The organism is Acinetobacter sp. B51(2017) (assembly GCF_003711395.1).
Lineage (GTDB): Bacteria > Pseudomonadota > Gammaproteobacteria > Pseudomonadales > Moraxellaceae > Acinetobacter.
In genome coordinates, this window is record NZ_PJRJ01000001.1 from 46,254 (window position 1) to 72,503 (window position 26,250).

Below are 26,250 nucleotides of genomic sequence, written 5' to 3' on the forward strand. Positions count from 1 at the left end.
GTTATGCTTCTGATTGCGCCACCAAGGCTTCGAGTTGTTCTAAGGTGGCATCCTTATCAAACTCAATCCCTTTTTTGGTAAGTGCGGTCTGTAGTGTTTTAATTTTTTTAGCCTGCTCTTTTGCTTCAACTTCTGCCTTTAACTCTTCAGGAGTTTTATCGGGTTTAAGAGATTTAGCTCCATCAACCGTAATTACACCTGAATCAATAAATGCTTTCACTACACGATGTGCAGACAGCTTTGCATGCTCAGCATCAGACACTTCAATGGTTTCACCATTCACCAAACGCTTACGCATACCATTTGCACCGTTTACAGGCAAAATAATAGCGGCTTGTTCGCCGCTTAATGTGTACTTAGGCATGATGAACTCCCTTAAATATCCATATAGCGGAATGAATCCACACGCTTCAACCAAACACCTTGGTATTTGTAGTGACCAGGGATTTTGATATCCACGCCCACAGGTTGTGCTGCCAAAAATTCAACTTCATCACATTTAAACTGAATGCATGATGGGTCACGGCGATAAATAACCGCACGATCCGTACCACCTGCACCTTTTCCGTTACCACGACCCAAGCCACGAATGGTTAAAGTTTTACCTTGAGAAGCTAAGATGTTGTTTTCTTCAATGTATTTAAGGAATGTTTTACCACCTGAATCAGGCACCACACGTGTTGCTAAGGTGGTGTATTTATTTGATGGTAACAAGAAAGTATCCGGTGTAATGCTTGCATCAAATTCAGAGTCGGTTAATGCACCATTAAGCGCCGTATTAAAGTCACCCAAAACCTCTTCAATTGTACCTGTAGCCCAATCTGCTTGAGCAGTCACAATATCAACGCCTGTTTGGTTGTAAAAGCCTTTTAAGTTTTTGGCTGCATTACCCTCCCATGCAATGCGAGACAGATGTTTTTCCGCAGCTAAACGAGCAGCTTGAACTTTGTCGCCATCAAGTGAAATACCTGCAGCTAAAGCAGTTTCAATTTCAAAAATTGAATAGGTATAACCAATGGTTGCACCCACCACTTTTAAATTCACGGTGTCATATTCAACTTCAGCAAGGGGAATATCACCGCCTGTGCCCGAATGATCTTTACCTTCACCAATACCACGTTTACGAGATAGGATTTCACCCCCACCAATCACGCTGTTGGTTGGAGCTACGGGAATGTATTTGGCGTAGTCTGATGCTTCTGCAAGCTGTGGTGTCATTTCGTTAATTTCTTCAGCTTTACTGAAGAGCTGCACCAAGTTACCTAAATTGAATGCATCACCTACTTTGGCCTGAACGAATGCTGCAATTGGTGTTAAGCGTGCTTGTAATTTATTCATAATGTCTTATGCCCCACGAAGACGAAGAATTGCTAAACCTTCTGCATTGGTCACAGTTTCCCATGATGCATTTGGTAACTCTGTACCATCTGTGGCACTGCTAGACAATGAGCCAAGCGGTGCAGCAGTCGTACCATTTGCTGTTTTGACATACACCTTTGCAGTAATGTCGGTTACAGGTGATGATGGCTTAACCCAAATCTTGCCAATCATCATGATAGGTGCAATATCACCTGCCTTATAGGCTTCTGATCCATTTGGATTTACACCTGATTTTCCTAAGTTGTAGCGCACAATCACGCCAAACTTAGTAGGTGTTGCTCCTGCTACGGCAGCAAAACCTTTTCCATCTGTGGTGCGCACCACAACATCCCCATCATTAAATAGTGATGCACCTGTGGCGTGTAACTGAAGAATATCCTCAGGACCAATAAGGTCGCCTTTTTGCCCTGGTCGAGCTGTGATTTGTTGAACCATATATGTTCCCCTTAAAGTGTCTTGTAAGCGTCTTGTTTAGACGGTGCTTTCTTTTCGTTTGGATCCTTATCACCTACTGTGGTGCTTTTAGGTTGAAACATATTATTTGCAGGGTTATATGCACCCGCCGTGGCAACCAAGGCACGGAATGCCGAATCAATCGCTTGTGGTGCAGCATCACCAATGGCAACACCACCAAGTACAGCAGACACCAAGGCATCACCTGCTTTAGCTTGCACAACATCACGTTTGATTTGCTCACATGAACAACCATCCGTTTTGATGTTGGCATCGATCTTTTTCGCATCCTGAATCACGGCGGCACGATCTGCTGCTAACGCTTCAAGCTTTTCAGGTGTGACCTGATTTTTTTCAAGTTCAGGTACTTTTTCAGCAAGTTCTTTATGATCAACCACAAGCTTGTCAGCCACCGCCTGAACTGTGGTCAATTCAGAAGCAATTGAAAATTCTTGATCGCCAATTTTGAGTTTGGCAGCCTGCAGATTCTCAAGCTGATCCTGTTGTTTTTTAATTGCAGCAGCCAAGGCCTCATCAGCCACATCAAAAGGAATACCATCTACGATGATTTTCATTGTTTTCTCCGGGTTTGGATGTTGATCGCCAACACGGCAATCACCACCGCATCGACCATAGTGAACAAGCGCAACATGGTTGACTTGAATGTTTTTAAATAAGGCGTGATAAGGTGTGCCATCAGGTGCAACACCTGTTTCAAGTACCAAATCAGCAGCATAACCAAGCGATAATTCAATTTTTTCATTGGTTTGAATTAGCTCGATTGCTTCTTTATCTTTAATGAGTAAGTCACCCACCAAGTAACCATCTTCTTCACGCACATTAGACAGCTCACCAATGCTGTAGCCACGCCATGTTGCAGCATTGACTTGGTTACCCGGTGGATGATTATTGGTTGCATCCTTACCCTCAGCACTTTTAAGTGTGGCCTTACTAAACAACTCATCTGCTGATGTATAAACACCAAACGATGCGCCATTTTTAAAGCCCTCAATGCCGCCAAATTCTTCAGGGTAGTATTGGCGTACCTGTGGTGCTTTAGCGAGCTTTGCCCCAACACACAATAAAAAACCCTCAGGAGTGAGGGTTCGTGAAGATTGGGAGGGCGCAAAGTCACCGATTTTGGTGTGTAATAATTTTCGATTCATAAAATCATGCCAATTAACTAAGGTTTCTTTAGTGGACCAATTTTTATCGGTGGTGGTGGTGCAATATATTTAGGCTCAGCTTCCGGTTGATAACCTGAACCCTTACCACATGAGCAACAACAGCATTTTTTTACAACACATTAAACAGCCTCCTGTGTTGCCATAATTTCTTCAGGTGTGGGCGCATCAGGATTAAACAAGTGCGCCGTGTATGGAATTGCTACACATCGACAGCGAATCGGAATACCTGGATGACCATCACTTGGTGGTTGATTCCAAGCAAATAATTTCCCATTACGGCGTATATGCTCAACACGTACACGCTCATCTTGGCTTGTGGACCAATAATAATGCGTAATACCCATCTTCTCTTGACGCACTTGGGTAAGACGACTTGTCATCTTTCCCACTTGATCACGTGCAATTAAAGCTGCACGGCGTTTATTCTTGGTACCAAGTGCCTGAATATCCTGAACCATACTTTCTGCACGTTGCCCTGCCTGAATACCATTTAAGACAATCTGCTCAACTTGCTCCAAGTGTTGCTTAGGCAGTGACTTAATCAACGCTACATTTGCAGCAATTGCCTCGTTTACCACATCAATCAAATCCTCATTAGACATGAGACTCGATAGATCAATACCAGTAGCATTAAAGATAATTAACGCCAATTGCTTATCAGTTGCTGTTTTATTTTGCTCAACAATACGCCGTGCCAAATTTAAAGCTACAGCATCAACCACACCATCCATTTTTGAGCGCAATGCCGTCATCGCAGTTAAAAAAATATCCAAAATGCCGTCTGACACTTGGATATTCACACTATCACCAACTCGCTGCTGTTTAATAATTGGGATCAAGTCACTACTAATACCATCTTGGCATTGCCTAATGATCTGTAAAAGTTGCCCTAAGTAATCAATCTCAATCTTTTTAGACTGATTAATTGGCTTAGGTTTAGCTTTACGACCTTTCTTTTTCTGTGCAGCCCTTTGTAGCAATGGACTAATTAGGTGGATTTTCATTAATTAATCCCAAAGCTTCAATATGATCATCATCAATAAAGTCATAAACCCGATCTTCACGAAGCTGTTTAGCGACTTGTGCCTCGGTCACTATACCAAGCTCAAGATATTTGATATCACGCTCAGTATTGTTCTTTTCCACCTCAGAACGTGTTTTCACATCCATCTGCCACAAGGAGTTAAATAAAATCCCTATGTTCTTCGGTGATTCACCATAAAGATTGCGATATAACAACGTCATTAAAGTGTTTAAAAGTGGCTTAAGTAACCAATGCTGCTCTGTATTCACACGATCATAGTAAGCACGTAAATCAAACTCACCTGAGTTGTTTAGGCCTGATGTGGTTTGCCCAAATAAAATCGTATAAGGCATATCTGCCGCACCTGCAGTCTGCTGTGCAAATTCACGCATCAGATCGGGCAACCCGCCAAAGCTATACGACTTTGATTGATAGTCTTCTTGCGCATCAATGACCAACATACCGTTAATGCTTTTCATCAGTGCTGCAGCACCAAAGCGATCAAGCACATCTTTAGCCCGAGTTTTAATCGCATCCATCAGACCAGGGAATTTAATCACATCAATCTTGGCTTCATGCACTAAGCTTGCTGCACCTGCATTGGTAGATGCAAAGTTGCGTAGCGTGTAGTAGATCGGCAGTAGTGCTGATTCTTCTTCGTCACCATTGGCCAACTTAATTAAGCGAGAGGCATGTACTTTAATGCGTGTGTAATTCCCCTGTTTATATTCAAAGTAAACGGCTTGAAAAGGTTCACCTGCTGTCATCTCAAGCGGTAAGTATTCTTGGGTTAATGGTTTGATTTGGTTATGCTTAAGCACTGTAATGAATTGCAGTTGACCACGGCGCAAAGCATTGCGATCTAGTGGTTGATCCAATGATTGACCATCGGCCACACCAAGCAGCAAATAAGACTTGCCATATTTACGCATCAAGATCAAAGCCTGATACAGGCGCTCAACCAACTTAAGACGCTCTATTTCGGCTTGCAGCTGTAAACTTTTATCTTCATCAATGCCATTGAAATACCACCCGGCACGCAGCATATCTTGCACAGGTCGATTAATAATCTTCTTCGCTAACCAATCCTGATACACTGCATCGATCTGTTGATCATCTACTGTGATTTTTTGAAAAGTACCATGGCTTGCTTTGTCACGATCCGTATTTAAATTTGATACAAAATTGACATAAGCGCCATCGTTCACATCAACCTGAGTTTGCTCTGTCAATTTGAGTCTCCTAATCTAAAAGTGAATAACCTACAGATGGGGCTTGGCTCATAACGAGAGCATCTGCCAAGTTAGGACTAGGCACACCACGCTTTCGCATATCATCCTTACTTTCCACCTTGAACTTACCATCGGGGGTTCTTTGCTGTTTGGGTGCTACAAGCTCATCAATAATTTTCTCTAAATGAGGGCAATCAGATGACAAACTAATCAACTCGCTAACTTCAAATTTTTGATTACGTTTGATGGCGTTGTACGTGTTTCTAAAGCGGTCTGCCAATAACCACCAACACTGTGCTTTGAGGTTGGCAAACATATCTTGGTTGGTGACTTGTGTACGGTTGTACATAGACTTGGGTTGCCACACGGCGTGTGCTGCATTGAATTTTGTATATCTCAAAAACAAGTTTCGAACCTCGTTCAACTCAGCAAACTTTGCGCCTGCCGTGGCCCCCACACCAATCGAGTCGTAAACGATATGAGCTTGGCTTTGCATAGCACGGTCATAAGTCTTGGTGCAGCTCAGTAGGATCTCATCCTCACCTGCTTTCCATTCCTCTGCATCTAAGATAACCGACCCATACGCTTCGACATTGGCACACTTATCATTACCATCGTCAGCAACATCAAACCCCACCTTTCTTTCACCTTGAGGCTCAAAACCCAATCGTTTATGTGCATCAATCGCAGCCATCACCCACGAACGCTTGATAATGACATCATCGTCATCTTCGCGTGGCTGCCCAAGATAAATATGATTGTAGTTTTCCTCATCCTCTTCCTTAGCTGCTGCCGCAACTGCAAGCGCCGTGTTGGATAGAAAAGGATTATCAGGATAGTTAATCTTACGCACCACGGTATTGGGTGGTGGGTTGGTCACGAAGCGTCGATAGACAAAATCAGTAGTTAATTTTGGGTTGAAAATAATCCAAAACTGAGAGAACTCCTTTCGGATCGTTGGCTCTAAGATTTCCCATTGTTCTTTAGTGACGTTGTGTGCTTCCTCAAGCCAACAAATATCAACACCCTCTAAAGATTTAATCTCATCAATATTTCGCCACAGACCATAAAACAAGAACTCTGAGCCTGTGTGAATGTTTTCAATCTTATTATTTAAGATACGAAAGCGGTCTTTTAAGCCAAACCTTTCAATCTGCACTTTCAGCAATGAGTAGACAGATTCTTCGATCTTATTTTGAAATTGACGGGCACATAAAATACGAAGTTTATAATTGTCAGCAAGGAAAATGGAGAATCCTGCCGCATCCCAAGACTTAGAGCTAAATCGCCCACCATACAGGACTTTATTGCGTGCTGGCTCAAGCCAAAAATCTTCAAGAATTGGATTCAGTGTTGCTAGATCGCCCATAGAAATGCCCTAGACCAGATGGATATGAGACCTCATTTTTAATTGAGCTTTCAATTTTATTCGTATATTGATTCCCAACCTCCTTAGCCGCCTGCTCAAGAAATTTAGGTGTAAAGACTGGGTTATCACCAAATTTATCAACTAAGCTTTGTAGCTTCTGCAGTCGATAGCGTTTATTGGCGATTGGGATCGCTTCGATTTCATCATTGGCAGCACGGCGGTATTTATAAAATAGGTCTTTAAGTTCTTGGCTTAAATCATGGCCCATCTTCTTAGTCGGGTCATAACATTCACATTGCTGCTGACTCACATCCACATTAAAAATATCTTTGACTGCTTTCGCCGTGTCGGTTGTGGTTTCAAACTCAGCAAGCATTTTGACGATGAAGATTTTCACCTTTTTATTAATACGTGCCATTTCTACCATTCCCACAAGGTACAACAAGGAAGAATGGCAAAAAAATATTTAAACCACTCTTAAATAACAAGTTCCGCAAGCATGATAGATATCAGACTTGGCTACTTCAGGACGTTGATTTGCAGCTTCAACCATCTTTTTCACATCCTCACTCGCACCATAACGACGGACAACACCAATAAATTCTTCCACATCATGCCCATGAATTTTGAGTTTGGGTAAGCCTGTAGATTGACTGAACTTTGGTGTACCCCATTCATCTTTCTCTTGAGCGATGTGGTACAGCTCATGCTCAATCAACGCACAGAAATCAGCATCATTGGCTTGTGAGCAGTAATAGGCATCCAAGGTGATGAGATATTCAGGCTGAGTGCCAAACCACTGCTGGTATTGAACTTCCTGTCTGCGCTTCTTCCATCCACCGACATTGATCATGACTTTTTCAGCCTGCCCAATCACCATACGGCCTTTTTGTTCAAAGCCACCTGCAGCCCACATCACGGCGATTTTTGGATATTGATAATCCATTAAATGTTTATGATCTTCGTTAAATAGCGGGCTATCAGAATCTAGAAAGGTCTGTTTAATCCAATCCCATAATTCAGGACAAGGCACAAAATCAGGTCCATCCAATTCAAACATTTCTTGTGGTGGATATGGGCGTCGAGATACAACGAAACCAAGTGCATTGTTCATCTGTAACCTATGAGTGGACGTAAAAAAACCACCCGAGGGTGGCTAGATTAAGTGTTATTAATAAATAGTGATATTAAATTTTACATAGCCCTAGGGATGTTTTTATCATAAATACCTGCCAAATGTAGATATTTATCCCCCAAAATTTGAGGTACGTATTTCATCCCTTTTAATTCGTCAGCATATTTCATTATTATTGAACCCACTTTCTGATTGTTACCTTCAATTATAGCTTGAGTTGTTGGAAGCGTAAGGTCAATAATTTCAGATGTTGGTAAAGTCAACCAACAATGCATATTTACTTCTTTTAAAACTTTTCTTTCATTAATTCTATCCAAAACATCATTCAAGCTTTGATAATGAAATCTTTTCCCATTATCAAACTCTACATACCCTAAAGTTAAAATACTTTCCGTTTTAAAAATTTTATTAACAATTCCCTGCAATTGAATATGTGTATGGAAACACATTGAAAAAAGTTCTCTTGGATCAATCTGAGAAACTACAGGATTTTGATAAAATTTTTCTACAGTTTCATTATTTATAAGACGTGCATCTGTCACTTTAAGCTTATGAAAACTACCCAGTTTATTCATCTTTGTTGTATTTATAGCTTTATTGAATGCTATCAAATAATCACTTTCATTATGCTTACTGAGAATAGATTTCAATTTCTGAAACATTTCAATTTCCTTATTTTTTTAAAGAAAAGGAAATCTAACATATAGTCTTTTTTATTTTCTAAATAAATTGAGTGTTTCCAAAAATTTTACACTCTATCAAAAAAGCCCACCGTTTGGTGAGCTTCTTACTGTGCAACTTACATACTTCGTGCACTATAGCTGAAATATGCCATATCCCTTGTACAAGGTCAATTAAGTCTTTTGACTTTTACATACAATAGCATCTGCAATCTTTCCTGCATTTTCATTAAATATGTAAATTAAGTTTGGATCTGTAACACACACAGTTGATTGGAAGAATTTTTTTAGAGACAGCATAAAATCTAAAGTAGTACGTTTACCAGTTTTTTGCTCTTCTGCTTTGGCTGTTACAGCTACCTGGGTAAAAATAGAATACCAATCCTTACCAAAAGCCTCTAACTTTTCCTCACTCACCCCTCGAAGATCAATTAACTGATCAATTTTTGATGAATTTGGATTAATCACAGCGACAAAAGGGCCCGAAGACGAAGCCAGTGAAGGGTTAAGCTCAACCAATTTTTTCTTTGCAAGATCATAATCATAACTACTCAAGATCAGGTTACAATCATTTGTGTTTTGGCTAATCGGCAGCTTGACTGGTAGCTTTGTTACAACCTGTTGCGTTACGGCAGTACCAGATGCTTCAAGGTCTTCTGCCGTGGCTAAACTAGTAAAACCTCTACACAGAGCTTGGTTAGACTTGGCTGCGTTCACTCCTTTATTAAGCAGAATTACGGCAGAAGGCCTTGTACTCCCCACTATAGGTATCAAGTCTGCTTCATCATAGGTAAATTGACGAGTAAACACGTCATTTTTATTGATGCCTGGATACGATCCACTAGAACTGGGAATGCCTACACTTGATGTTGCACACCCAGTTAATATAAAAACGACAGCACTTATTACGATAAATAATTTATTCATAATGATTCCATTTATGCAAAATTGTTATACGTTTGAATTCTTAAAAGTATCAATACAATGAGTATATTTTTTATACAATTTAAAATTAGTGCATTTAAATAATTATAGCAATTCGTAATCTTTAAATAATGCGATTATTTACCTTAACGCATATAGAAAGAAAGCACCCTAAGGTGCCAAAGTTCAAAAACTAATAAACCCATATCGACTATGCAATGCAGCCAAACCACACTTCACATCTGAACGTGCATCATTTTGGCTGCGATTCTCAGTCACCATCTGAGACCATGAATTGCCATAAAAATATCGACTAATCACCGCATCCATCCAATCGTCCAAAATTTCCGATTGGCCCTGTACATCTAAAATGAGCTTCTGCACGGCGCGAGCTTCATTGTCATCAATCTGGCAAACAATACTCGAGCGATTACGCTTTGGCTTATCTTCACTGGTAAAGTAGTTCGCAATAATTTGACTCTTCTCAGCTTCCGTCAATTTCTTCTGCTTACGCTTCACCACTGCCTGATCCATAGCAACTGCAATCGGATTTACACTACGGCCACACGTACCTGATACGCTATTCATCCATGCCCCGAACTGATACAGCCATTCCTCTAAATTAAAACGTGACCAATTTACTGCTTGTAAAATATGTTGCTGTTGTACTGCTGCATTCATAATGATTTATCCTGGCTTAAACCTAAAAATTTCTCTATCCAACGAAACGCATACCCAGATTTAACCTGACTCGTTTCAAAGCGAATGATCTGGTACCCCAATGCGGTTGCCTCGTTGTACTTTTCCATATCATCCATGTATCCCTTACCGCGTGTATGTCTACCCTCACTCCATACACCACCTTCAACCTCAATCAGCAGCTGCCGTCCTACGATGTGAAAATCAGCTCTCCAACGCCGTGTACTGTGAAATCTAAACTCTCGTTCAAACGGCACATTAAGCGCCTGCAACTGCGTGGCCAAGATTCCCTCTGCGCTTTCGTGTTTTTTCCTTGTAGGTCTTACTGATTTAGTCTGAGGTTTGTTCTTGGTGAGCTTGCGGCATAGTTTCTTGTACTCTGCCACCGACATCCGATCAGTCATTACCCATCCACCTAAACCGCATTTCAAAATTCTTATTTACCGGTCCAACATACGGTGCCCAATCGAAGGAATACCAGTAATACCATTGACCGCCCTCATTTTTCCACCAAGTGCCATCCTCTTCCTGATACTGCGCGTCATGTGGTGTCATGTTTAACCTCAAACAGCTGTTTAGCCTTGTCTGTAGGCTTAAATCCTTGGGGTGCACAGCGATCACCAATCAGATAGCCATGAACTGCTAAGCGGTATAAACAACGCTGAGCATCACGTTTGGTTTTAAACATGGGTTCAATATCTGCCACTGCCAAACGTCCGGTTTTTTGTATGGCCAACTTTAAAACTCGGGTAAAAACTTCGCCGTGCTGGATAAACGAGCTCATACTTCACCACCAAGCTTCATAAACGTAATCCAGTGTGTATTGGCACGTTTTCCACTGATATGCCCAAAGATCGGCTTTTGATCCGTCAGCGCTAAAATCTCACTCACCTTGATCTGTGTTTCATTCCACTTAAAAATTAAAACCCCATCGTTGGCTAATACTCGAAAGCACTCAGCAAAGCCACGGCGTAGATCTTCACGCCAATCGTTTTGCAATTTTCCGTATTTGAGCGCCAACCAAGATTGATCACCGGCGTTGATCAAATGCGGTGGATCAAACACGACCAATTTAAATTGACCATCGGCAAACGGCATATCACGGAAATCGAGTTCAACATCAGGAGCCACATCCAAAGTACGACCGTCACAAAGGATGTGATTTTCGGTACGAATATCACCAAACAGCACATTTGGATTTTGACGATCAAAATGCATCATGCGTGAGCCACAGCAAGGATCTAAAATCTTTTGATTCATACCACCACCTGTTTTAATTCATCGGCAAGATCATTCAGCATCACGATCAGTTCATCGGCATAACTTGCAGGTGCATATTGGACGTACTGACGCATTTCCTCGTGGTACCAGTACAGGTTTCCATCCATTACGTGCCCATAGGCCTTGAAATCGGGCAGATAGCAATTAGCATCCTTAGCCGTAGTGCAGACCTTGCTCAGGATCAGCTCAGCCATACCTTGACTGCCCACACGTTGAATTAAACTCATGCTTGTTCTCCTAGGTTGCCCTCAAACCCCACGATACGGAGGTAATCTGCCCATTCAATGGCTTGAGTTGGGTCTTTTAGTTTTTCAGTGATGCGTGATACGAATTCTTTTTGCGTCTCGCCAACCTCTGCGTACTGCGATGCAAAGTTGTGATCAGCACAGATCTTGTTTGCGAATACATTGCATTGGCTGTCAGAAAGACCTGTGAATTTTTTAGCCAGAGGTTGTTTTGACTCAGCTTTAGGTTTCAAAGGCATCGAATTCGAGGTTTTTAGTTTTTGGATACGGTTAATCCAGTAATTCATCCACGTTTGGGGAGTAACTGGATTACGAGTCAGTGACCACTGAGCAAATCCTTTGATTTCCGCCGTGATTAAATCATCACAGAGTTCAGGATTAATTTTCTTTGCCTGTACTCGTAGATCAGCAGGTAAGGTGACCTGCTTACGGGAAAGTAATTTCAAAGAGATTGGATCTGTGTGCTCAGCGAGATACTCAGAAAACAATTCATCTTCAAATTTTTCAACAGGCATTTCGCTCTCTCTTTTTTCTTTAATATTTTCTTTTTTATTTGTTTCTTTCTTAGTGTGCCCATTTTCGGCACTACCCCCCTGCCGTTTATAGGCACTACCCCTATGCCCATTATCGGCAGTAGTGCCGTTTATAGGCAGTGCCGTTTTTCGGCATGGGTTAGTGATGGTAAATTTACTGGTTTGACCATCCTGACGCTGTACACTCAGCAAACCCATATCTTCTAATTGCTTCACTGCACCATAAACCGTATGTGGTTTCTTAATGCCCGTTTTCTCCATTAAAAAGGTTGAATCAATGGCCCAATTTTGACGATGAAAGCCCTCAGTAAAGCGGTTAATCACTGTGTAGCATTTCAGAGCATTACCGGTCATTTGAGCAACGTAATTGTCATCCACTAAATAATTAGGCATCTTGGTATGCCCATCTTCTTTTTTAGCTTGGGACATGAATTCTTCTCTTTTTGGAAAGCTCACTAACTTCCCTTGCGCTTCGCTTATTTCTTGTGCTAAATTCGATTTCATATTCTATGCCTTGCCGTATGTGAATATAAAAAGCCTGACCCTACCTGTCAGGCTTTTTTCATATCCACGATTTGTGTATTGGCCAAGTCTGTCTCGATGTTACCCACCAAGCCCAGACTCTCCCTTTTCAGCCTGTTTTTATTTGCTCGCTCTAGCATTAAGCTAACTTCATGGAATTCACCCATGATTGCTTTTTCTAAGAGGATGACAGCCTGATGTCCGTATTCTTTTCCATGAACGTCTGCGATTAGGCGCAAACGCTCCATCATGTCCGGCAGCATCTTTAACCGGAGGTCTTCTTTTTCGAGGCTCATAAAATTTCCTCTTTACGATGTAGAAGATTTATATGCATAAGTATTATTCAGATGTTGGATATAAGCCAAAGTGCTGTAAAATTTCTCTCTCAGAAACTTTTCCCTGACTAGCTGTAACTAGAGCTGTTCTGAGTTTTTTTCTAGGCTCTTTATAGGCATATAAAAGATGAGATTTTATATAACCAACTGTAGTCCCAGACTCCTTTGCATATTGTTCTAATTCCATATGATTCAACGTGAGTACGTAATCTTTAAAATTCATAGTTTGGATCTCCCTCAATAAGACAAATATTACCTTTTAGGTAATAAAAATACAACCTTTTTTCTTGTTTACCTTTTTGGTGATAAAACTACAATTGGCAGATGTAACTCGTTTCGAAGAGTTAGGAAAATTATGGACAGCAAATCAATTAGATATAAAAATACTCGCCTACTTGTTGATCAAGTTGGTGGTGTATCCAATTTCGCTGATAAAATTGGGAAGGGACAGTCTCAAACTAGTCAATTCGCTGGGACCAATCCAATTAAAGGTATTGGAAATAAGGTTGCACGTGAAATAGAAGAAGCCTTTGGAAAACCTCATGGTTGGTTAGACACTTTACAACAATCAGATCAGAATAAAGTTGTATCAAACGTCACAGCGGCTTTCCCTCTAATTGGACGTCTTGTTCCCCTGATTTCCTGGATACAAGCTGGTAAATGGACGGCCGTGGATTCTGTTCCTTATGACACCGAATGTGACGAATGGCTTCCCCCTAATCCTAAGTGTGGGAAGAATGGTTATGGGTTACAGGTTGTTGGTGAGTCTATGCTTCCCGATTTTAGACCAGGTGACAAAATTTATGTGAATCCGGACTTTCAACCAAATGAATTAAAAACTGGCGATCTTGTAATTGTTTCTTGTGAAAGCGATGCAGAAGCTACATTTAAGAAATTAATCTTAGAAAGTGGTCATATCTACCTACAACCACTCAATCCCAATTGGCCAGAACAAACTATCCCTCTAATAGATGGATGTAAATTAGTCGGCAAGGTCGTTGGATTATATAGGGACGTTTAAATAGGCTTTTCATATGTCAAACTCGCAAGTAAATTATATTTATAATCTATTGTTTAAAGTACAAATTCTCCAAAAATCTGGTGAAGCATTTATGTGCTTATTTAATGACGTAATGGCTTTTTCAGATGAGAGATTTCAATCTATTGCTCCTTGGGGTAAGTGGGGAGATGGCGGGAATGATGGATTTATTCAAGATGAGGGCCATTATTTTCAAGTATACGCACCTAAACCTAACACTAATTGGAGCCCTCCTGAAGCCTTCAATAAAGCAAAAACTGATTTTCATAAACTCGGAAAGAAATGGCTAGATGTCAAAAAATATAGTTTTGTTCTTAATGATAGATTCGAAGGTTCACCTGCTCCTCTAAATTCCGCTTTACAAGAATTTAAAAACGAAACCTCGCTAGAGTTATGCGACTGTTTATGTTCAAGAAAATTACTCACTAGATTTAATAAGCTTCCTGACGATCTAAAAAGTCTTGTAGTTGGAGGTGTTCCTAATATCGAAGATGTAACTCTAAATCTTCATAATAATGAAATTCATACATTATTATTATATTTAAGTGATAAATCTCATAACTCAAAGATCTCTCTCCTTGATATTAATGTACCTGATTTTGAAAGAAAAATTACTTTAAATAATTTAAACCCATATATTGCTGAGGAATTAAGAACAAATATAAAAAAAGTAAGCCTTATTGATGAATATTTAGACTCAGTGAGAGGCGGAATTTCACAAGAGATAAGTAACTATATTCATGAGATATATGAAAAAAGTAAACTTTTATTCAATGGTCAAAATGATGAAATAGACCTACAATATGCTTGGATCAAAGATGAAATTATCCCTCCAGAAGTCAGAAACAACCCAGCTCAAAGAATGGCTCTTGCAGGATATAGATCCGTTTCCTCTATCGTTTTGGCTAAATACTTTGAAAGTTGCGACGTCTATGAACATCCTGACAGCTTTGCTACCGCATAAACACACTTTATTTTCAGAGTCATTAATTGGAGTAGCAGGTTTCTTAAACTCTATTATGCCAATGAATAGTTTAACTATTGAAGAGCTATGGACTTTAGTTGAGACAAATCATAAAATTTATCCCACCACCATAACCTTCGAGCAAACTATTTTAGCCACAGACATCTTATTTGCAATTAATCTTATTGATTTACTTCCTGATGGTCGTATTCAGAAGCTTCCAATATGAATTTACTAAAAATTGAATCTGATCTTCAAAGCTTTAAAACTATCGATTTTAAACCAACAGGTTTAAATATAATCTTGGGGGATGACCCGGCCAATGCTACAGAAGATGGTGGAAGTAATGGTGTGGGGAAAACACTTAGTTTAGGAATATTGCATCACTGTTTAGGTGCACAAAATGCTATTCCTAAAATAGCGAAAAAAATGCCTCAAAAAGTATTTACGTTACATTACCAATTTGATAGTTATAGAAATAAGATTTCTAGAAATGCTTTAGGAAATGAAATTACATTAAATAAACATACTTATAAAATAAAAGAATTCCGAGAGCATTTAAATAATGCTGGTTTTTTTTACATACCTAATGATTCAGAATATCTAAGCTTCAGAACTTTAATTAAAAGATTTTCTAGACTAACTAAAAAAGACTGTGATCATCCTCTGCAAACAGAATCTGAGAATGACTATCAATCTTTATTAACCTCTTTACATCTTTTAGGGACGGATATTTCTTTAGTTATTCGAAAGAAAAAATTAAAGAATGACTTGGATTCTATTTCTCAAGAGCTTAAAACTTTCAAGACTAGTGCCACGCTAAAATCTTTAGTTTTAAATGGAAAAAACCCAAAAATACAATTAGATAAAACCTTAATCGAAATCGAGGCTCTCCAAAAAAAGCTCGACAACTTTGAGGTTGTAGACGACTTTAAGATTATTGAAAGGGAAGCAAATGCTCTTAAGCAACTAATTGCAAAAAATGAGAGAGAAATTTCTATTTTAAATTTCAATAAAAGTAATATTATCAAGTCTCTTCAAGTCTCTCCTGATATTTCAAAAAATGACTTAACAGAAATGTATAACGGATTAGAGGCCATTTTTAAACCTGAAATTTTAAAGCACTTTGATGCAGTAGAAAAGTTTCATAATACAATTTCACAGAATAGAGAAAAACGTCTAAAAGATGAGCTAATAAGTATTGATAATAAAATTGCTAAATTAACTGATTTAAATAAAGTTAATTTAGATATACAACAGAATAAGATTAATTACTTAAAAGGCAAAAGCGCTTTAGACGAATACACTGTTATGGCTAATAAATTAGTCGAACTAAAGAACACATATCAAACTGTGACTAAATTTTTAAACTTAGAAAATCAATTAAATAAGAATAAACTCGATATTCAAGAAGAAATGATCAAAGAGGATCGTCGTACCCTAAATTACATTGAAACAAACCCTCTAGATGAAAAAGATCATATTTTCAAAGATTTTATTAGTCAATTATACGATCAAGCTGCTGCTGGTATTTTTTTAGAAAACAATCCAGGTACTAACCAACTACGTTATAATTTAAAAGTAGAAATTGATGGGGCTGATTCAGATGGAATTGATAATGCTAGAGTTTTAGCCTTTGATATGTTGAACTTACTGCATGGTAACAACCATAGGATCAATTTTGTTTGGCACGATAATCGTTTATTTGCTGATATTAATCCGAAAGCTCGGGCATCTTGGTTTAAATTTATTTTAAATAAGCTTAAGTTTACAAATAAACAATATATTGTTTCTCTGAATAAAGAAAATCTTCTTAGCATGAAAGAATATCTTTCCTACGAAGAATACGAAGAAATTCAAAAATGTATTGTTCTACACCTGAAAGGTGATATTCCTGAAAACAAACTTTTAGGGGTTCAGATTGAAAGTTATTCAGAAACCTAAATCTATTAAAAAATTCATAACCCACTGATATAGTGGGTTTTTTATTACTAAAATATCCTTTTTTGTTCTTAGGAAATATGACGTTATACAAAGAGATTTTAAACCTTATAAACAACCAAAAAGATAAAAATATTCGCACCACTTGCCATTTAATTACCTTTTAGGTAATATAAATCTCACAGACAACAAAAAACCTCAGCTACTTTCGACGGGAACTGAGGTTTTGCAAAACTGCGAGATCATTATGCAACAAACAATTAAAAACAGTCAAACCCCTGAGTTTGATACGAACAAAACTCAAACGACTCCTATCCTCTACCGTGAGCCTAAGCCTAGCGAACAAGGCTCATGCCCAAAGAAAAAGCTTATGGCTAACCTATTCGACTTTACCGTATTTATTGCTGTGGCAATCGTGTCTTGGTTGGTGATCACTGTATTTCTAACTGCAGTATTGGGGGGCTGATCATGAGTACAAAAAATACAATATCAAAAATGATGGTCGAAAAGATTGCTCATAGAACAGTTAAGGATGGTGAGGAATGCCATCTCGTTTTAACGGTTGATGACTTTGGAAGTGATACCTACACCATCTCAACCAATAATGTTGATGTTTATTTAAGTGGATCTGAAATCGAACTCGCCTACTTAATGCTCCAAAAAATTAAAGAATTAAATGGGGGTTAATCATGAACGCTTTCGTGGTACCTCAACAAAAAATCATTCCTGTACGTGCCAGTTCACTGTCAGATCTATTTGATTGCCCTGCACGTTGGGAAGCTAAGAATATCCAAAACAAGCGCACTCCATCAGGCGGTAAAACACGTATTGGTACAGCATTACATGAAGCTGTTACTCATTGGGATTATTCAAATCTCTTAGGTGAAACACCGTATTTAGATGAATGCCAAGACATTCTGCATAGCCAAATTTGGGATGCGGATGAAGATACCGACTGGTCTAACATGGACCAAAACACGGTTGAATCAGTGGCTCAGTCTTTGATGAATAAGTACATCACACAAATTGCACCGACTCAAAAGTACATCGGTGTAGAGGTGAAATGTGAGCCATTGATCTTGTCTGATCTGGGCTTAGAGCTGACTGGAACCATTGACCGAATCTATGAGAACTATAACCGTGAACTCGGCATTGGTGACATTAAGACCGGCAAGATGGTCACTGCTGCAGATGGCACAGTAAAAACCGTTGGCCATGCACCACAAATGGGAATTTACACCGTATTGGCAAGCCATGCATTACAAGAGCCTGTGACTGCCCCTGCCCGAATCTACGGCCTGACTACAGGTAAAACCGACAAAGGCCAGCACGTTGGCATTGGTGAAATCGAGTCACCAGCGGAAGTGCTTTTGGGTACCAATGAAGAACCCGGACTACTGCATCATGCTGCACAAATCCTTAAGCATGGTGTGTTCTTTGGTAACTCTAAATCAATGCTCTGCAGTGAAAAATACTGCCCCATTTTCAAAACATGCAAATTTCGCAAGTAATTAAAATTAAATAGGAATAACGATTATGACATCTCAAGTAATGACCACTGAATCTCTACGCGCTCAACGTCAACAAGCAGCTGCATCTGCCAACATGGGCGTAGGTTTGCTTAATCTTGAAGCTTTTGAACTCTCACAACGTATTGCCAAAATGCTATCGCAATCGACTCTGGTACCTGAACAATACCGTGCCACAGTCAAAATTAAAGACGGCAAAGATAACTATGGCAACTGGTTATATCGTGAAGAGCCAAACCCGAATGGTTTATCGAACTGCATCATCGCTTTGAACATGGCCAACCGTATGGGCGCAGATCCACTGATGATCATGCAAAACCTATACTTAATTGAGGGTCGTCCAAGTTGGTCGAGTCAATTTGTGATGGCTGCGATTAATAGCTGTGGTCGCTTCTCTGCCCTACGTTTTGAGATTGAGGATCTAGGCGAAAAAGAAGTTGAGTACACCGAAACCGTTTGGCAAAACCGTCAAAAGCAAACCGTACATAAGAAGATGACCATTCAGAATATGAGTTGCGTTGCTTTTGCCATTGAACGCGAAACTGGTGAACGTATCGAGTCTTCAAAAATCACCATGGAAATGGCAGTTAAAGAAGGTTGGTACCAAAAGAACGGCAGCAAATGGCAAACCATGCCTGAGCAAATGCTGCGTTATCGTGCTGCTTCATTCTTTGGCCGTGTTTATGCCCCTGAGCTATTAATGGGCTTACGTACCCAAGAAGAAGAACTCGATGCCATTATTGATATTACGCCTGAGCCTGAACCAGTAGCGACTAAAACTCTAGAAGATATTAAGCCTAATGTAGTGAAAGAAGCTGCGCCACAGGCTGAGGAAGTGCAAGTTGCTGAGGTTATCGAACCTGAATCTAAGGCTGAACCAGCAGAGAAAAAGCCAACATCAGCAGAGCTTAAAAAGCAATTTGCCAAAGCGTTAAACAACGCCAAAGATTTACGAGAGTTGACCGATATTGCTTTGCAAATATATAGCAATGAAATCCTGAGCGATAAAGACCGCAAATACTTAGAAGTGAATGTACAGCAAGTTGAACAAAAGCTTACACCTGTAGAAGAAGCACCTGCAGTCGAATTCGATGAAACCGAGTTAGAAGTGACTAAGTTTAAGGAACAAATCGAAGCTGCTCAGACACCAGAAGCCTTGACGAAGATCCGTGCTACGTTCTCAGCCAACGGTACCTTAAGTGATGAACAACATGCAGAGCTAAACACGGCGCTTAATCAAAAGATGGCCACACTGACCAAGCCCAAGACTGTAGATCTCACTAAGAGTCAAGCTGTTGCAAGTAATCTTACCAAAATGATTTCTGATGCTGCCACAGTAGAAGTTTTAGAGAAAACTATTGCGCCATCAATCAATGCCCATGCAAGTCAGATGACTGTTGAGCATCTAAATCAAGTTAAGTCTGCCTACGCTGAACGTAAGACTTTCTTAGAAAATCAAATCAGCATGTTTGATGATAGCTACTACGAAATCGCTGTAGAGAAAATCCAAAGTGCGACGACTGAGCAAGATGTTTTTGATATCACAATGAGTCCTGACTTTGCGGAGCTAGACAAAGAAGAACAACGCCTGCTTAACAGCATGGCCAACCAAAAATTAAACGAGATCCAACAAGGCTAATAGGCAAATGGCCGCACTCTAGCCGGTGCGGCTGACTTGGAGTACAGATATGGAAAATCAAACTTATCAATCGGGTGACAAAGTTGTTCATGTAGCTGGCATCAATGACAACGATGTTTACACAGTAAAAGAAAATCACGGAAATTTTATTGTTGGTGATAACGGTGGTAGTCGCGGTTTTTGGACGCTGTTTGTAGCAGAAATTAGACCTGCTAATCTTACGGAGATTCAAATGAATCGTCGTACCCATCTACCCGAATCAATCCTAAAAAGCTTAGCTGAGGTGTCATAGTGTCAACAAAGTATCTCATCACGGTTGAAAGTGATACTCCCCCTCAAATTACGCTTGGGCAGAATCTTTTTGGTGGGATTGTAAAGGAATTAAAAGAAGTAGATGTCGAACTGGTATCAGCTGCACATTTAGCAAAGCTCTACAATTTAAGTGTCACCACAATTCGTGACAGGTTGGCAAGCATCAATCAAGGTACTCAGGGTAAATGCTTATACGATCCTAAATTAGCACGCACCTTGCTCACTCAAAAGCCCAAGAAAGGCAGACCGAGAGTGAATTAGCTCTCGGTTTTATTGAACATATCTACTAGGTCTTGAGCATCGGGATTGTAATAAGTATTCACGAGCATCCCAATAGTTTTATGCCCTGTAATTTTAGCTAAGACTTCAACTGGCAAGCCCTTGTCTTTTACCATTCTTGTGATTGCTTCATGTCGTGAGTCATGAAAGTTAATATGGGGCAGATCGGCTTTATTTTTAACTCGAGTCCATGTAGCACAGCATTTACTTTTATCTATAGGCACTAAGGCATCTTTACCTGGTAATAATGCCAATAGTCGCTTTGCCTCTTTAGATAAAGGTACATTTCGCGATTCACCATTTTTAGTGAAAGGCAGATGCACAAAGCCATCTTTTAAGTCAGCACGGCGCATTGCCAATATTTCGCTTTGTCGCATTGCTGTTTCCATAGCGAATAAAAATGACCATGCAACATAGTCTCGTGTCTTTTCAGGTGACTTAGTACCATCCCAGCCAAATGCTTGTAGTAGTTGCTCTTGATCCTCCGGTGTAATTCGCTGATTACGCGGTTTAGATTTACTTGGCATGGTCACTGATTGCCATACATTAGATTCAAGTAAAAATAGCTCTTTCATGGCGTAAGTGAAAACCGCCGAATAAATACCGTGTTCATTTCTGAGTGTGGCAACTTTTACTTCTTTTTTACGTTGATTGCGCCACTCTGCAATATCTGCAGGTTTAAAATCATAAATGGATTTGTCAGCAAGATTTGGCGCGATACGATCAAGGTTTTTTATCTTGAATAAAATTGTTCTGGCAGATCGCATGTGCCTGCCATGCTCCTGATAGTATTTATTGCATAGATCACGAAATGGGTAAGCAGCCTTAATCCCCTTTTCTTCACTAATTTTGCCGTTTTTTAATTCTGCTAATTTGCTTAAAGCCCAATGCTCACATTCCTTAGCACTATCCCTAGTTGCTGAATATCGTTTATTCTCGAAAGATACGGTGATGCGCCAGCTTGACCCTCGCTGAATGGGTTTTGGTAGTTTCATTTCTTGGTGCAGATTTGGTGCAGATTACTTTTCATTTTATCTGTAACGTAAAAAAATGAAAGAAAATAAGCTGTATTTTGTGCAGGTAAAGAAAAGGTTTAGTAGCTTTTTAAGATCTCTTATTTTTATAAGGTATTGTTTTTAAATAACTATTTTTACAATAATTCTGATATTTATTTTTATGCTCAGTAAATCACACCTAAAATCATTGTATACTACCTTTTTGTTATCAAGTTTAAAGTCCCTTGAGGACAATGAGATGCAATGTCTACTTTATTACTGATTACCTCCGCGCCTAGCAGTATTCACGCTTGGCATGCGCTTGGTCTGGCTCAAGCGTTACAGCAAAAACAGCAAGATTTTCGGGTGTTTTTCTATCAAGATGGTGTTTATGTTGCCAATCAATTGCAATGGCAACCCGATGACCAACGCAACTTAAGTCAAGAGTGGCAAAAACTCGGTATTCGTTTACCTGTATGTGTCAGTGCTGCTCTAGCACGCGGTATTAGCGATGCTGAGAATGCAAAGCGCCATCAACTTGAACAACATAACCTCGCAGCCCAATTTGAGCTGGTAGGTTTAGGCGAATTGGCTGATGCAGTACAAAGCGCAGAACGCATTCTTCAATTTTAAGTGGTTATTTTTGCAACATTGTTGCGTTTAAAAAGGTAAATTGTGTGAAATCTGTATTGGTTATTTTAAACCATGCCAATTTAAGCAACCTGCAAGTGCATGAAAGCTTATCTGCCACGATGGTTTTGGCCACTTTTGGCTGTGAGGTCAAAGTCTTATTACAAGATGCTGCCCTAAGTTTATTACAATCAGACTTAAGCTTTGACGGACTAAAACATGCCTTTAAAGTGGCATCCAACATGGTGGATAGCTTTGAATTTTATGACTTAACCCCAATTTTAGTGACACGTGAGCAAGCTGAACATCCTTTTGTAGTGAATACTGAACATGAAGTAGAATTGATTGATTTTGATGCTGCGTTTTTAGCTCAGTTTCAGCATGTCTTATATTGGTAAGGTAAACAGTATGTCTTATTTGTATTTGATTCAAGCCGATTATGTGGCAACCGAACACGCCTTAGCGCAACTCAAGCGCGTTTATCAGACTGGCGATGCTGTGGTGGTTATGGGCGATGCTGTGTTGCACGCTCAAAGCTTTGCCTTTGATCATGTTTATATTTTAGAACATGATGCACAGATGCTAAAAACGCTGCCAGAGCAAGCCCAAGTGATCTCTTATGCAGGCTTTGCCGATTTAAGTTTGACTTATCAACATTGTATGCGTTTTAAATAAACGGGTGAAATTATGAGTTTAGCATTAGACCAAGATGGTCATTTGGTAGATTATACCCAGTGGAATGAAACTATAGCGCAAGAATTGGCGCACAGCCTTGAACTTGAGTTAACAGCATGGCACTTTGAGATACTGCATGCGGTACGTGCTTTTTATCAACAATTTGGTCATTCGCCTGCAACACGCCCGTTGATTAAGTTTTTAATGAAAAGCGTGAGTCCTGAGATTGATAATGCAATGTTACAAGCTCGCTTTAATACTGGCTTAGTGGCACGACATTTAAGTCGTTTAGCAGGTGTTCCCAAACCTGCTAATTGTTTATAAGTTTTAAGCCAATCTTTAGGTTGGCTGATTACTTTGTTTTTGCTTTGGCTAGTTAACAACTGACCGACCGCAACACTGCTTTAATTTGACTTATGCCCAATGACAATACAACAGCAAAGTTATAAAACGCGTTATCCGCTTGGTGCCCATTTGGTGGTAAAACACTTAGGCTATTCGCATCATGGGATTTATGCTGGGCGTGGCCGTGTCATTCATTATTCAGGTTTTGCGCATTTATTTAAAAAGCACCCGATTGAAATCACCAGTTTGCAGCGTTTTAGTCGTGGCAAGACTATTCACATTCAATATTATCAACAACCTAAATATCAAGGTCGTAAAGTGGTACGGAGGATGCGCTCACGGATGCACGAAAATAATTACCATTTAATTATCAATAACTGTGAGCATCTGTGTACGTGGGCGATTACTGGGGTAGAAAGTAGTCCGCAAGTGGTGATGATGATGAATCGGCTAACCACCATTGGCTATATTAGCTCAATTTTAAGTTATATGAATGGGATGTTGTTGACCATCACCACTACTTGCTTTGCCTTGGTTTTGTATATTAAGAAAAAACTTCGCGATAAAGCCAATTCAATCAACAGCTTAAAATAAAAATAAAAAAAGCCCCACCGTGGTGGGGTTACGAGAAAATTAAAATGATATTTCATCTAAAATATGCGAGCTTTTCAGCCTCCTGTCAATCGGATCGTTTGCTTATTTTTGGTTTTAACGACCAAAGTCGTAGCTGCTATTTGTTGCAATGGCAATTTTTGTGCGATTAAAACGCTTTTGCTGTGCTCTATGATGTTACCCTTTTTTCCCGCGCAAAGAGCTGTGATTGGCTTATCTACAGGTCAGCATGCCTGCCTTGTACCCGCAAGGAGCGGCAAAACAGTCATTTTAACTGAGCAGATTTATCAAGCCTTGCAACAAGGCATAGCGCCAGCACAGATGCTTTGCTTAACCTTTTTGCTGCGTTAAATATGAGCGATCAGATTAAATAGCGTTTAGAGCAACTGCCACAGAACTTGTTTATTGGTAAGTTATGTTTTATTGCCAGACTACAACATCAGTCCATTTTTAGCCGACAGTCACGTTTTAAAGCCATATAAAAAGCCCAACCGAAGTTGAGCTTTTAAAGCTATTACTCAAGTTTAACTTAAGTAACTGCATTTGGACAAAATAAGGCTATGTCTTAGATTATTTCGCCGGTTTAAAGCTGTCTTTTAAATCCAAAATACGGTTAAACACCGGCTTTTCGCTGCTGTGATCGTGTTGATCAGCTACAAAGTAACCTTCACGTTCAAATTGGAAACGATCTTCAGGCTGTGCTGTTGCTAGTGCAGGCTCAACAATCGCCTCAACCACTTTAAGTGATTCAGGGTTTAAGTTGGCAAGGAAATCATCACCCACTTCAGGATCAGCTTCTGTAAATAGACGGTCATAAATGCGCACTTCAGCTTTAACGCCTTTGCTTGCAGATACCCAGTGAATCACACCTTTCACCTTACGACCTTCAGGGTTTTTACCTAAAGTTTCCGGATCGATCGAACATTTCAGCTCAACCACTTCGCCGTTTGCATCTTTAATCACTTCATCACATTTAATCACATACGCGTGACGTAAACGTACTTCACCACCCGGAATTAAACGCTTAAAGCCTTTTGGTGCCACTTCTTCGAAGTCTTTACGATCAATAAAGATTTCTTGGGTCAGTGGAATGATACGTTCGCCCATATCCACGTTTGGATGACGTGAATGGCTTAAGTCCATGTCCGCAGGCAAGTTGGTGAGCGTCACTTTAAGTGGATTTAATACCGCCATACCACGCGCCGCAGTATTTTCTAAAGATTGACGAATACAGAATTCAAGCATCGCTACATCAACAATACTGCCATCGACTTTAGTGACACCCACACGCTTACAGAAATCACGTAAACCTTCAGGCGTGAAACCACGGCGACGCATACCCACAACCGTTGGCATACGTGGGTCATCCCACCCTTGTACAAAACCACCTTCCACTAAACGACGTAATTTACGTTTAGAGGTAATAGTATAATCCACATTTAAGCGGCTTGATTCGTACTGACGTGGTACTGATGGTGATTGTACTTTTGCCACAACCCAGTCATAGAATGGACGGTGATCGACAAATTCAAGTGTACATAATGAATGGGTAATACCTTCAATCGCATCAGATAATGGATGCGCATAGTCATACATTGGGTAGATTTTCCAAGTATCGCCAGTTTGGTGATGCTCGGAGTGCAAAATACGGTACATAATTGGGTCACGCATATGTACGTTTGGTGACGTCATGTCAATTTTAGCACGTAGTACCGCTTGACCTTCTGCATATTCACCGCTGCGCATTTTTTCAAAACGCTCAAGGTTTTCTTCAACAGTCGCATCGCGTTGTGGTGAGTTTTTACCTAGCTCAATAAAGTTACCGCGGTTTAACTTAATTTCTTCTGGGCTTTGTAAGTCCACATACGCATCGCCTTGTTTGATCAGTTGCACAGCCCATGTATAAAGCTGATCAAAATAGCTTGATGCATAACGCGGTTCGCCATCCCATTCAAAGCCTAACCATTTTACGTCGTTGGCAATCCCATCTACATATTCTTGTTCTTCAGCATCTGGGTTGGTATCGTCAAAACGTAAGTTACATGCACCACCAAATTCTTCGGCAATACCAAAGTTTAGGCAGATCGCTTTCACGTGACCAATGTGTAAGTAACCGTTTGGCTCAGGCGGAAAACGCGTCACAACTTTTTGCGTACGACCCTCGGCTAAGTCATCTGTAATCACTTGACGAACAAAGTCTAAGCCTGGCTGTTGTTCTTGCTGCGCAGCATCGACTGAGGCATTAGTATTTGGCAGAGACGCAACAACATCATTTGGCTTCATAACAGTAA

General features: G+C 40.0%; 37 protein-coding genes. 16 read left to right on the forward strand and 21 right to left on the reverse strand.

Translation table 11 applies throughout. The features are described 5' to 3' along the window. Position 1: 1 nt before the first annotated feature. The 19 genes from CYK47_RS00260 to CYK47_RS00350 all read right to left on the reverse strand — a co-directional run bounded on the left by CYK47_RS00260 (position 2) and on the right by CYK47_RS00350 (position 13,222). The gene (locus CYK47_RS00260; RefSeq protein ID WP_122897763.1) at positions 2-364 is read right to left on the reverse strand and encodes a hypothetical protein; all 363 of its coding nucleotides are present in this window, start codon (positions 362-364) and stop codon (positions 2-4) included. 11 nt (positions 365-375) lie between these two features. Beyond that, a complete protein-coding gene (locus tag CYK47_RS00265; RefSeq protein ID WP_122897765.1) occupies positions 376-1,338 on the reverse strand; it encodes a DUF2184 domain-containing protein in 963 nt (320 codons plus the stop codon). A 6-nt stretch (positions 1,339-1,344) separates the two neighbouring features. Continuing rightward, positions 1,345-1,815: a structural cement protein Gp24 gene (locus CYK47_RS00270; RefSeq protein WP_122897767.1), complete on the reverse strand. Its 471-nt coding sequence runs from the start codon at positions 1,813-1,815 to the stop codon at positions 1,345-1,347. Between the two features lie 11 nt (positions 1,816-1,826). After that, positions 1,827-2,999, reverse strand: a complete 1,173-nt coding sequence (locus CYK47_RS00275) for a DUF2213 domain-containing protein (protein ID WP_122897769.1) — start codon at positions 2,997-2,999, stop codon at positions 1,827-1,829. Between the two features lie 140 nt (positions 3,000-3,139). Further along, positions 3,140-4,024, reverse strand: a complete 885-nt coding sequence (locus CYK47_RS00280; RefSeq protein ID WP_122897771.1) for a phage head morphogenesis protein — start codon at positions 4,022-4,024, stop codon at positions 3,140-3,142. After that, positions 4,005-5,276, reverse strand: coding sequence for a DUF1073 domain-containing protein (locus tag CYK47_RS00285; RefSeq protein ID WP_252150234.1), 1,272 nt, complete (start codon positions 5,274-5,276; stop codon positions 4,005-4,007). The genes CYK47_RS00280 and CYK47_RS00285 overlap by 20 nt, the downstream gene beginning before the upstream one ends. Positions 5,277-5,286: 10 nt before the next feature. Next, positions 5,287-6,645, reverse strand: coding sequence for a PBSX family phage terminase large subunit (locus tag CYK47_RS00290; RefSeq protein ID WP_122897775.1), 1,359 nt, complete (start codon positions 6,643-6,645; stop codon positions 5,287-5,289). Beyond that, complete coding sequence (locus CYK47_RS00295) at positions 6,611-7,063, reverse strand: DUF2280 domain-containing protein (RefSeq protein WP_122898134.1); 453 nt, start codon at positions 7,061-7,063, stop codon at positions 6,611-6,613. Before CYK47_RS00295 ends, CYK47_RS00290 begins: the two co-directional genes overlap by 35 nt. Before the next feature lie 48 nt (positions 7,064-7,111). Then, positions 7,112-7,759 (reverse strand): putative metallopeptidase, encoded by a 648-nt coding sequence (locus CYK47_RS00300; protein ID WP_122897777.1) that lies wholly within the window; start codon positions 7,757-7,759, stop codon positions 7,112-7,114. Between the two features lie 80 nt (positions 7,760-7,839). Then, positions 7,840-8,442, reverse strand: a complete 603-nt coding sequence (locus tag CYK47_RS00305; RefSeq protein ID WP_122897779.1) for a hypothetical protein — start codon at positions 8,440-8,442, stop codon at positions 7,840-7,842. Between the two features lie 192 nt (positions 8,443-8,634). Further along, positions 8,635-9,387, reverse strand: coding sequence for a hypothetical protein (locus CYK47_RS00310; protein WP_122897781.1), 753 nt, complete (start codon positions 9,385-9,387; stop codon positions 8,635-8,637). Positions 9,388-9,570: 183 nt separating this feature from the next. Next, on the reverse strand, positions 9,571-10,065 hold the full coding sequence (locus CYK47_RS00315) for a hypothetical protein (RefSeq protein WP_122897783.1): 495 nt from the start codon (positions 10,063-10,065) through the stop codon (positions 9,571-9,573). Continuing rightward, positions 10,062-10,487, reverse strand: a complete 426-nt coding sequence (locus CYK47_RS00320) for a PDDEXK family nuclease (RefSeq protein ID WP_122897785.1) — start codon at positions 10,485-10,487, stop codon at positions 10,062-10,064. Before CYK47_RS00320 ends, CYK47_RS00315 begins: the two co-directional genes overlap by 4 nt. 137 nt (positions 10,488-10,624) lie before the next feature. Next, positions 10,625-10,867: a hypothetical protein gene (locus CYK47_RS00325; RefSeq protein WP_122897787.1), complete on the reverse strand. Its 243-nt coding sequence runs from the start codon at positions 10,865-10,867 to the stop codon at positions 10,625-10,627. Further along, the gene (locus tag CYK47_RS00330) at positions 10,864-11,343 is read right to left on the reverse strand and encodes a class I SAM-dependent methyltransferase (protein WP_122897789.1); all 480 of its coding nucleotides are present in this window, start codon (positions 11,341-11,343) and stop codon (positions 10,864-10,866) included. Before CYK47_RS00330 ends, CYK47_RS00325 begins: the two co-directional genes overlap by 4 nt. Then, positions 11,340-11,591 carry a hypothetical protein gene (locus CYK47_RS00335; RefSeq protein ID WP_122897791.1) on the reverse strand — a complete coding sequence of 84 codons (252 nt, stop codon included), beginning with the start codon at positions 11,589-11,591 and terminating at the stop codon, positions 11,340-11,342. Before CYK47_RS00335 ends, CYK47_RS00330 begins: the two co-directional genes overlap by 4 nt. Continuing rightward, on the reverse strand, positions 11,588-12,646 hold the full coding sequence (locus CYK47_RS00340) for a replication protein (RefSeq protein WP_122897793.1): 1,059 nt from the start codon (positions 12,644-12,646) through the stop codon (positions 11,588-11,590). Before CYK47_RS00340 ends, CYK47_RS00335 begins: the two co-directional genes overlap by 4 nt. Before the next feature lie 47 nt (positions 12,647-12,693). Beyond that, positions 12,694-12,960 carry a hypothetical protein gene (locus CYK47_RS00345; RefSeq protein ID WP_122897795.1) on the reverse strand — a complete coding sequence of 89 codons (267 nt, stop codon included), beginning with the start codon at positions 12,958-12,960 and terminating at the stop codon, positions 12,694-12,696. A 43-nt stretch (positions 12,961-13,003) separates the two neighbouring features. Continuing rightward, positions 13,004-13,222: a hypothetical protein gene (locus CYK47_RS00350; protein ID WP_122897797.1), complete on the reverse strand. Its 219-nt coding sequence runs from the start codon at positions 13,220-13,222 to the stop codon at positions 13,004-13,006. Between the two features lie 132 nt (positions 13,223-13,354). Here CYK47_RS00350 and CYK47_RS00355 point away from each other — a divergent pair, with 132 nt between their 5' ends. The 10 genes from CYK47_RS00355 to CYK47_RS00395 all read left to right on the forward strand — a co-directional run bounded on the left by CYK47_RS00355 (position 13,355) and on the right by CYK47_RS00395 (position 20,684). Then, the gene (locus CYK47_RS00355) at positions 13,355-14,020 is read left to right on the forward strand and encodes a LexA family protein (RefSeq protein ID WP_122897799.1); all 666 of its coding nucleotides are present in this window, start codon (positions 13,355-13,357) and stop codon (positions 14,018-14,020) included. A 13-nt stretch (positions 14,021-14,033) separates the two neighbouring features. Continuing rightward, on the forward strand, positions 14,034-15,002 hold the full coding sequence (locus CYK47_RS00360) for an ABC-three component system protein (RefSeq protein WP_122897801.1): 969 nt from the start codon (positions 14,034-14,036) through the stop codon (positions 15,000-15,002). After that, on the forward strand, positions 14,971-15,231 hold the full coding sequence (locus CYK47_RS15405; RefSeq protein WP_164709120.1) for an ABC-three component system middle component 6: 261 nt from the start codon (positions 14,971-14,973) through the stop codon (positions 15,229-15,231). The genes CYK47_RS00360 and CYK47_RS15405 overlap by 32 nt, the downstream gene beginning before the upstream one ends. After that, complete coding sequence (locus tag CYK47_RS00365) at positions 15,228-16,946, forward strand: DUF2326 domain-containing protein (protein WP_122897803.1); 1,719 nt, start codon at positions 15,228-15,230, stop codon at positions 16,944-16,946. The genes CYK47_RS15405 and CYK47_RS00365 overlap by 4 nt, the downstream gene beginning before the upstream one ends. 244 nt (positions 16,947-17,190) lie before the next feature. Then, positions 17,191-17,409, forward strand: coding sequence for a hypothetical protein (locus tag CYK47_RS00370; RefSeq protein WP_122897805.1), 219 nt, complete (start codon positions 17,191-17,193; stop codon positions 17,407-17,409). A gap of 2 nt (positions 17,410-17,411) precedes the next feature. Further along, the gene (locus tag CYK47_RS00375) at positions 17,412-17,630 is read left to right on the forward strand and encodes a hypothetical protein (RefSeq protein ID WP_122897807.1); all 219 of its coding nucleotides are present in this window, start codon (positions 17,412-17,414) and stop codon (positions 17,628-17,630) included. Positions 17,631-17,632: 2 nt separating this feature from the next. Beyond that, positions 17,633-18,454, forward strand: coding sequence for a RecB family exonuclease (locus CYK47_RS00380; protein ID WP_122897809.1), 822 nt, complete (start codon positions 17,633-17,635; stop codon positions 18,452-18,454). A gap of 25 nt (positions 18,455-18,479) precedes the next feature. After that, positions 18,480-20,111, forward strand: a complete 1,632-nt coding sequence (locus CYK47_RS00385) for a hypothetical protein (protein WP_122897811.1) — start codon at positions 18,480-18,482, stop codon at positions 20,109-20,111. Positions 20,112-20,160: 49 nt separating this feature from the next. Next, a complete protein-coding gene (locus CYK47_RS00390) occupies positions 20,161-20,403 on the forward strand; it encodes a hypothetical protein (protein ID WP_122897813.1) in 243 nt (80 codons plus the stop codon). Next, entirely contained in the window at positions 20,400-20,684 is a 285-nt protein-coding gene (locus CYK47_RS00395; RefSeq protein WP_122897815.1) for a DNA-binding protein, read from the forward strand. Before CYK47_RS00390 ends, CYK47_RS00395 begins: the two co-directional genes overlap by 4 nt. Here CYK47_RS00395 and CYK47_RS00400 read toward each other — a convergent pair. Beyond that, complete coding sequence (locus tag CYK47_RS00400; protein ID WP_122897817.1) at positions 20,681-21,697, reverse strand: tyrosine-type recombinase/integrase; 1,017 nt, start codon at positions 21,695-21,697, stop codon at positions 20,681-20,683. The genes CYK47_RS00395 and CYK47_RS00400 overlap by 4 nt on opposite strands. Before the next feature lie 264 nt (positions 21,698-21,961). On the opposite strand from CYK47_RS00400, the gene tusD reads away from it, so the two are divergent. From tusD to CYK47_RS00430, 6 genes are all read left to right on the forward strand, one after another. Then, positions 21,962-22,330: a sulfurtransferase complex subunit TusD gene (gene tusD, locus CYK47_RS00405; protein ID WP_122897819.1), complete on the forward strand. Its 369-nt coding sequence runs from the start codon at positions 21,962-21,964 to the stop codon at positions 22,328-22,330. Between the two features lie 44 nt (positions 22,331-22,374). Beyond that, on the forward strand, positions 22,375-22,725 hold the full coding sequence (locus CYK47_RS00410; RefSeq protein ID WP_122897821.1) for a hypothetical protein: 351 nt from the start codon (positions 22,375-22,377) through the stop codon (positions 22,723-22,725). 10 nt (positions 22,726-22,735) lie between these two features. Then, positions 22,736-23,002: a DsrH/TusB family sulfur metabolism protein gene (locus tag CYK47_RS00415; RefSeq protein ID WP_164709121.1), complete on the forward strand. Its 267-nt coding sequence runs from the start codon at positions 22,736-22,738 to the stop codon at positions 23,000-23,002. A gap of 12 nt (positions 23,003-23,014) precedes the next feature. Beyond that, positions 23,015-23,326, forward strand: coding sequence for a TusE/DsrC/DsvC family sulfur relay protein (locus CYK47_RS00420; protein ID WP_122897825.1), 312 nt, complete (start codon positions 23,015-23,017; stop codon positions 23,324-23,326). Between the two features lie 99 nt (positions 23,327-23,425). Next, positions 23,426-23,941 carry a lecithin retinol acyltransferase family protein gene (locus CYK47_RS00425; RefSeq protein WP_122897827.1) on the forward strand — a complete coding sequence of 172 codons (516 nt, stop codon included), beginning with the start codon at positions 23,426-23,428 and terminating at the stop codon, positions 23,939-23,941. Positions 23,942-24,130: 189 nt separating this feature from the next. Beyond that, complete coding sequence (locus CYK47_RS00430; RefSeq protein ID WP_122897829.1) at positions 24,131-24,310, forward strand: UvrD-helicase domain-containing protein; 180 nt, start codon at positions 24,131-24,133, stop codon at positions 24,308-24,310. A gap of 219 nt (positions 24,311-24,529) precedes the next feature. Here the strand turns inward: CYK47_RS00430 and CYK47_RS00435 are convergent, their stop codons facing one another. After that, positions 24,530-26,242: a glutamine--tRNA ligase/YqeY domain fusion protein gene (locus tag CYK47_RS00435; protein ID WP_122897831.1), complete on the reverse strand. Its 1,713-nt coding sequence runs from the start codon at positions 26,240-26,242 to the stop codon at positions 24,530-24,532. Positions 26,243-26,250: the final 8 nt, after the last annotated feature.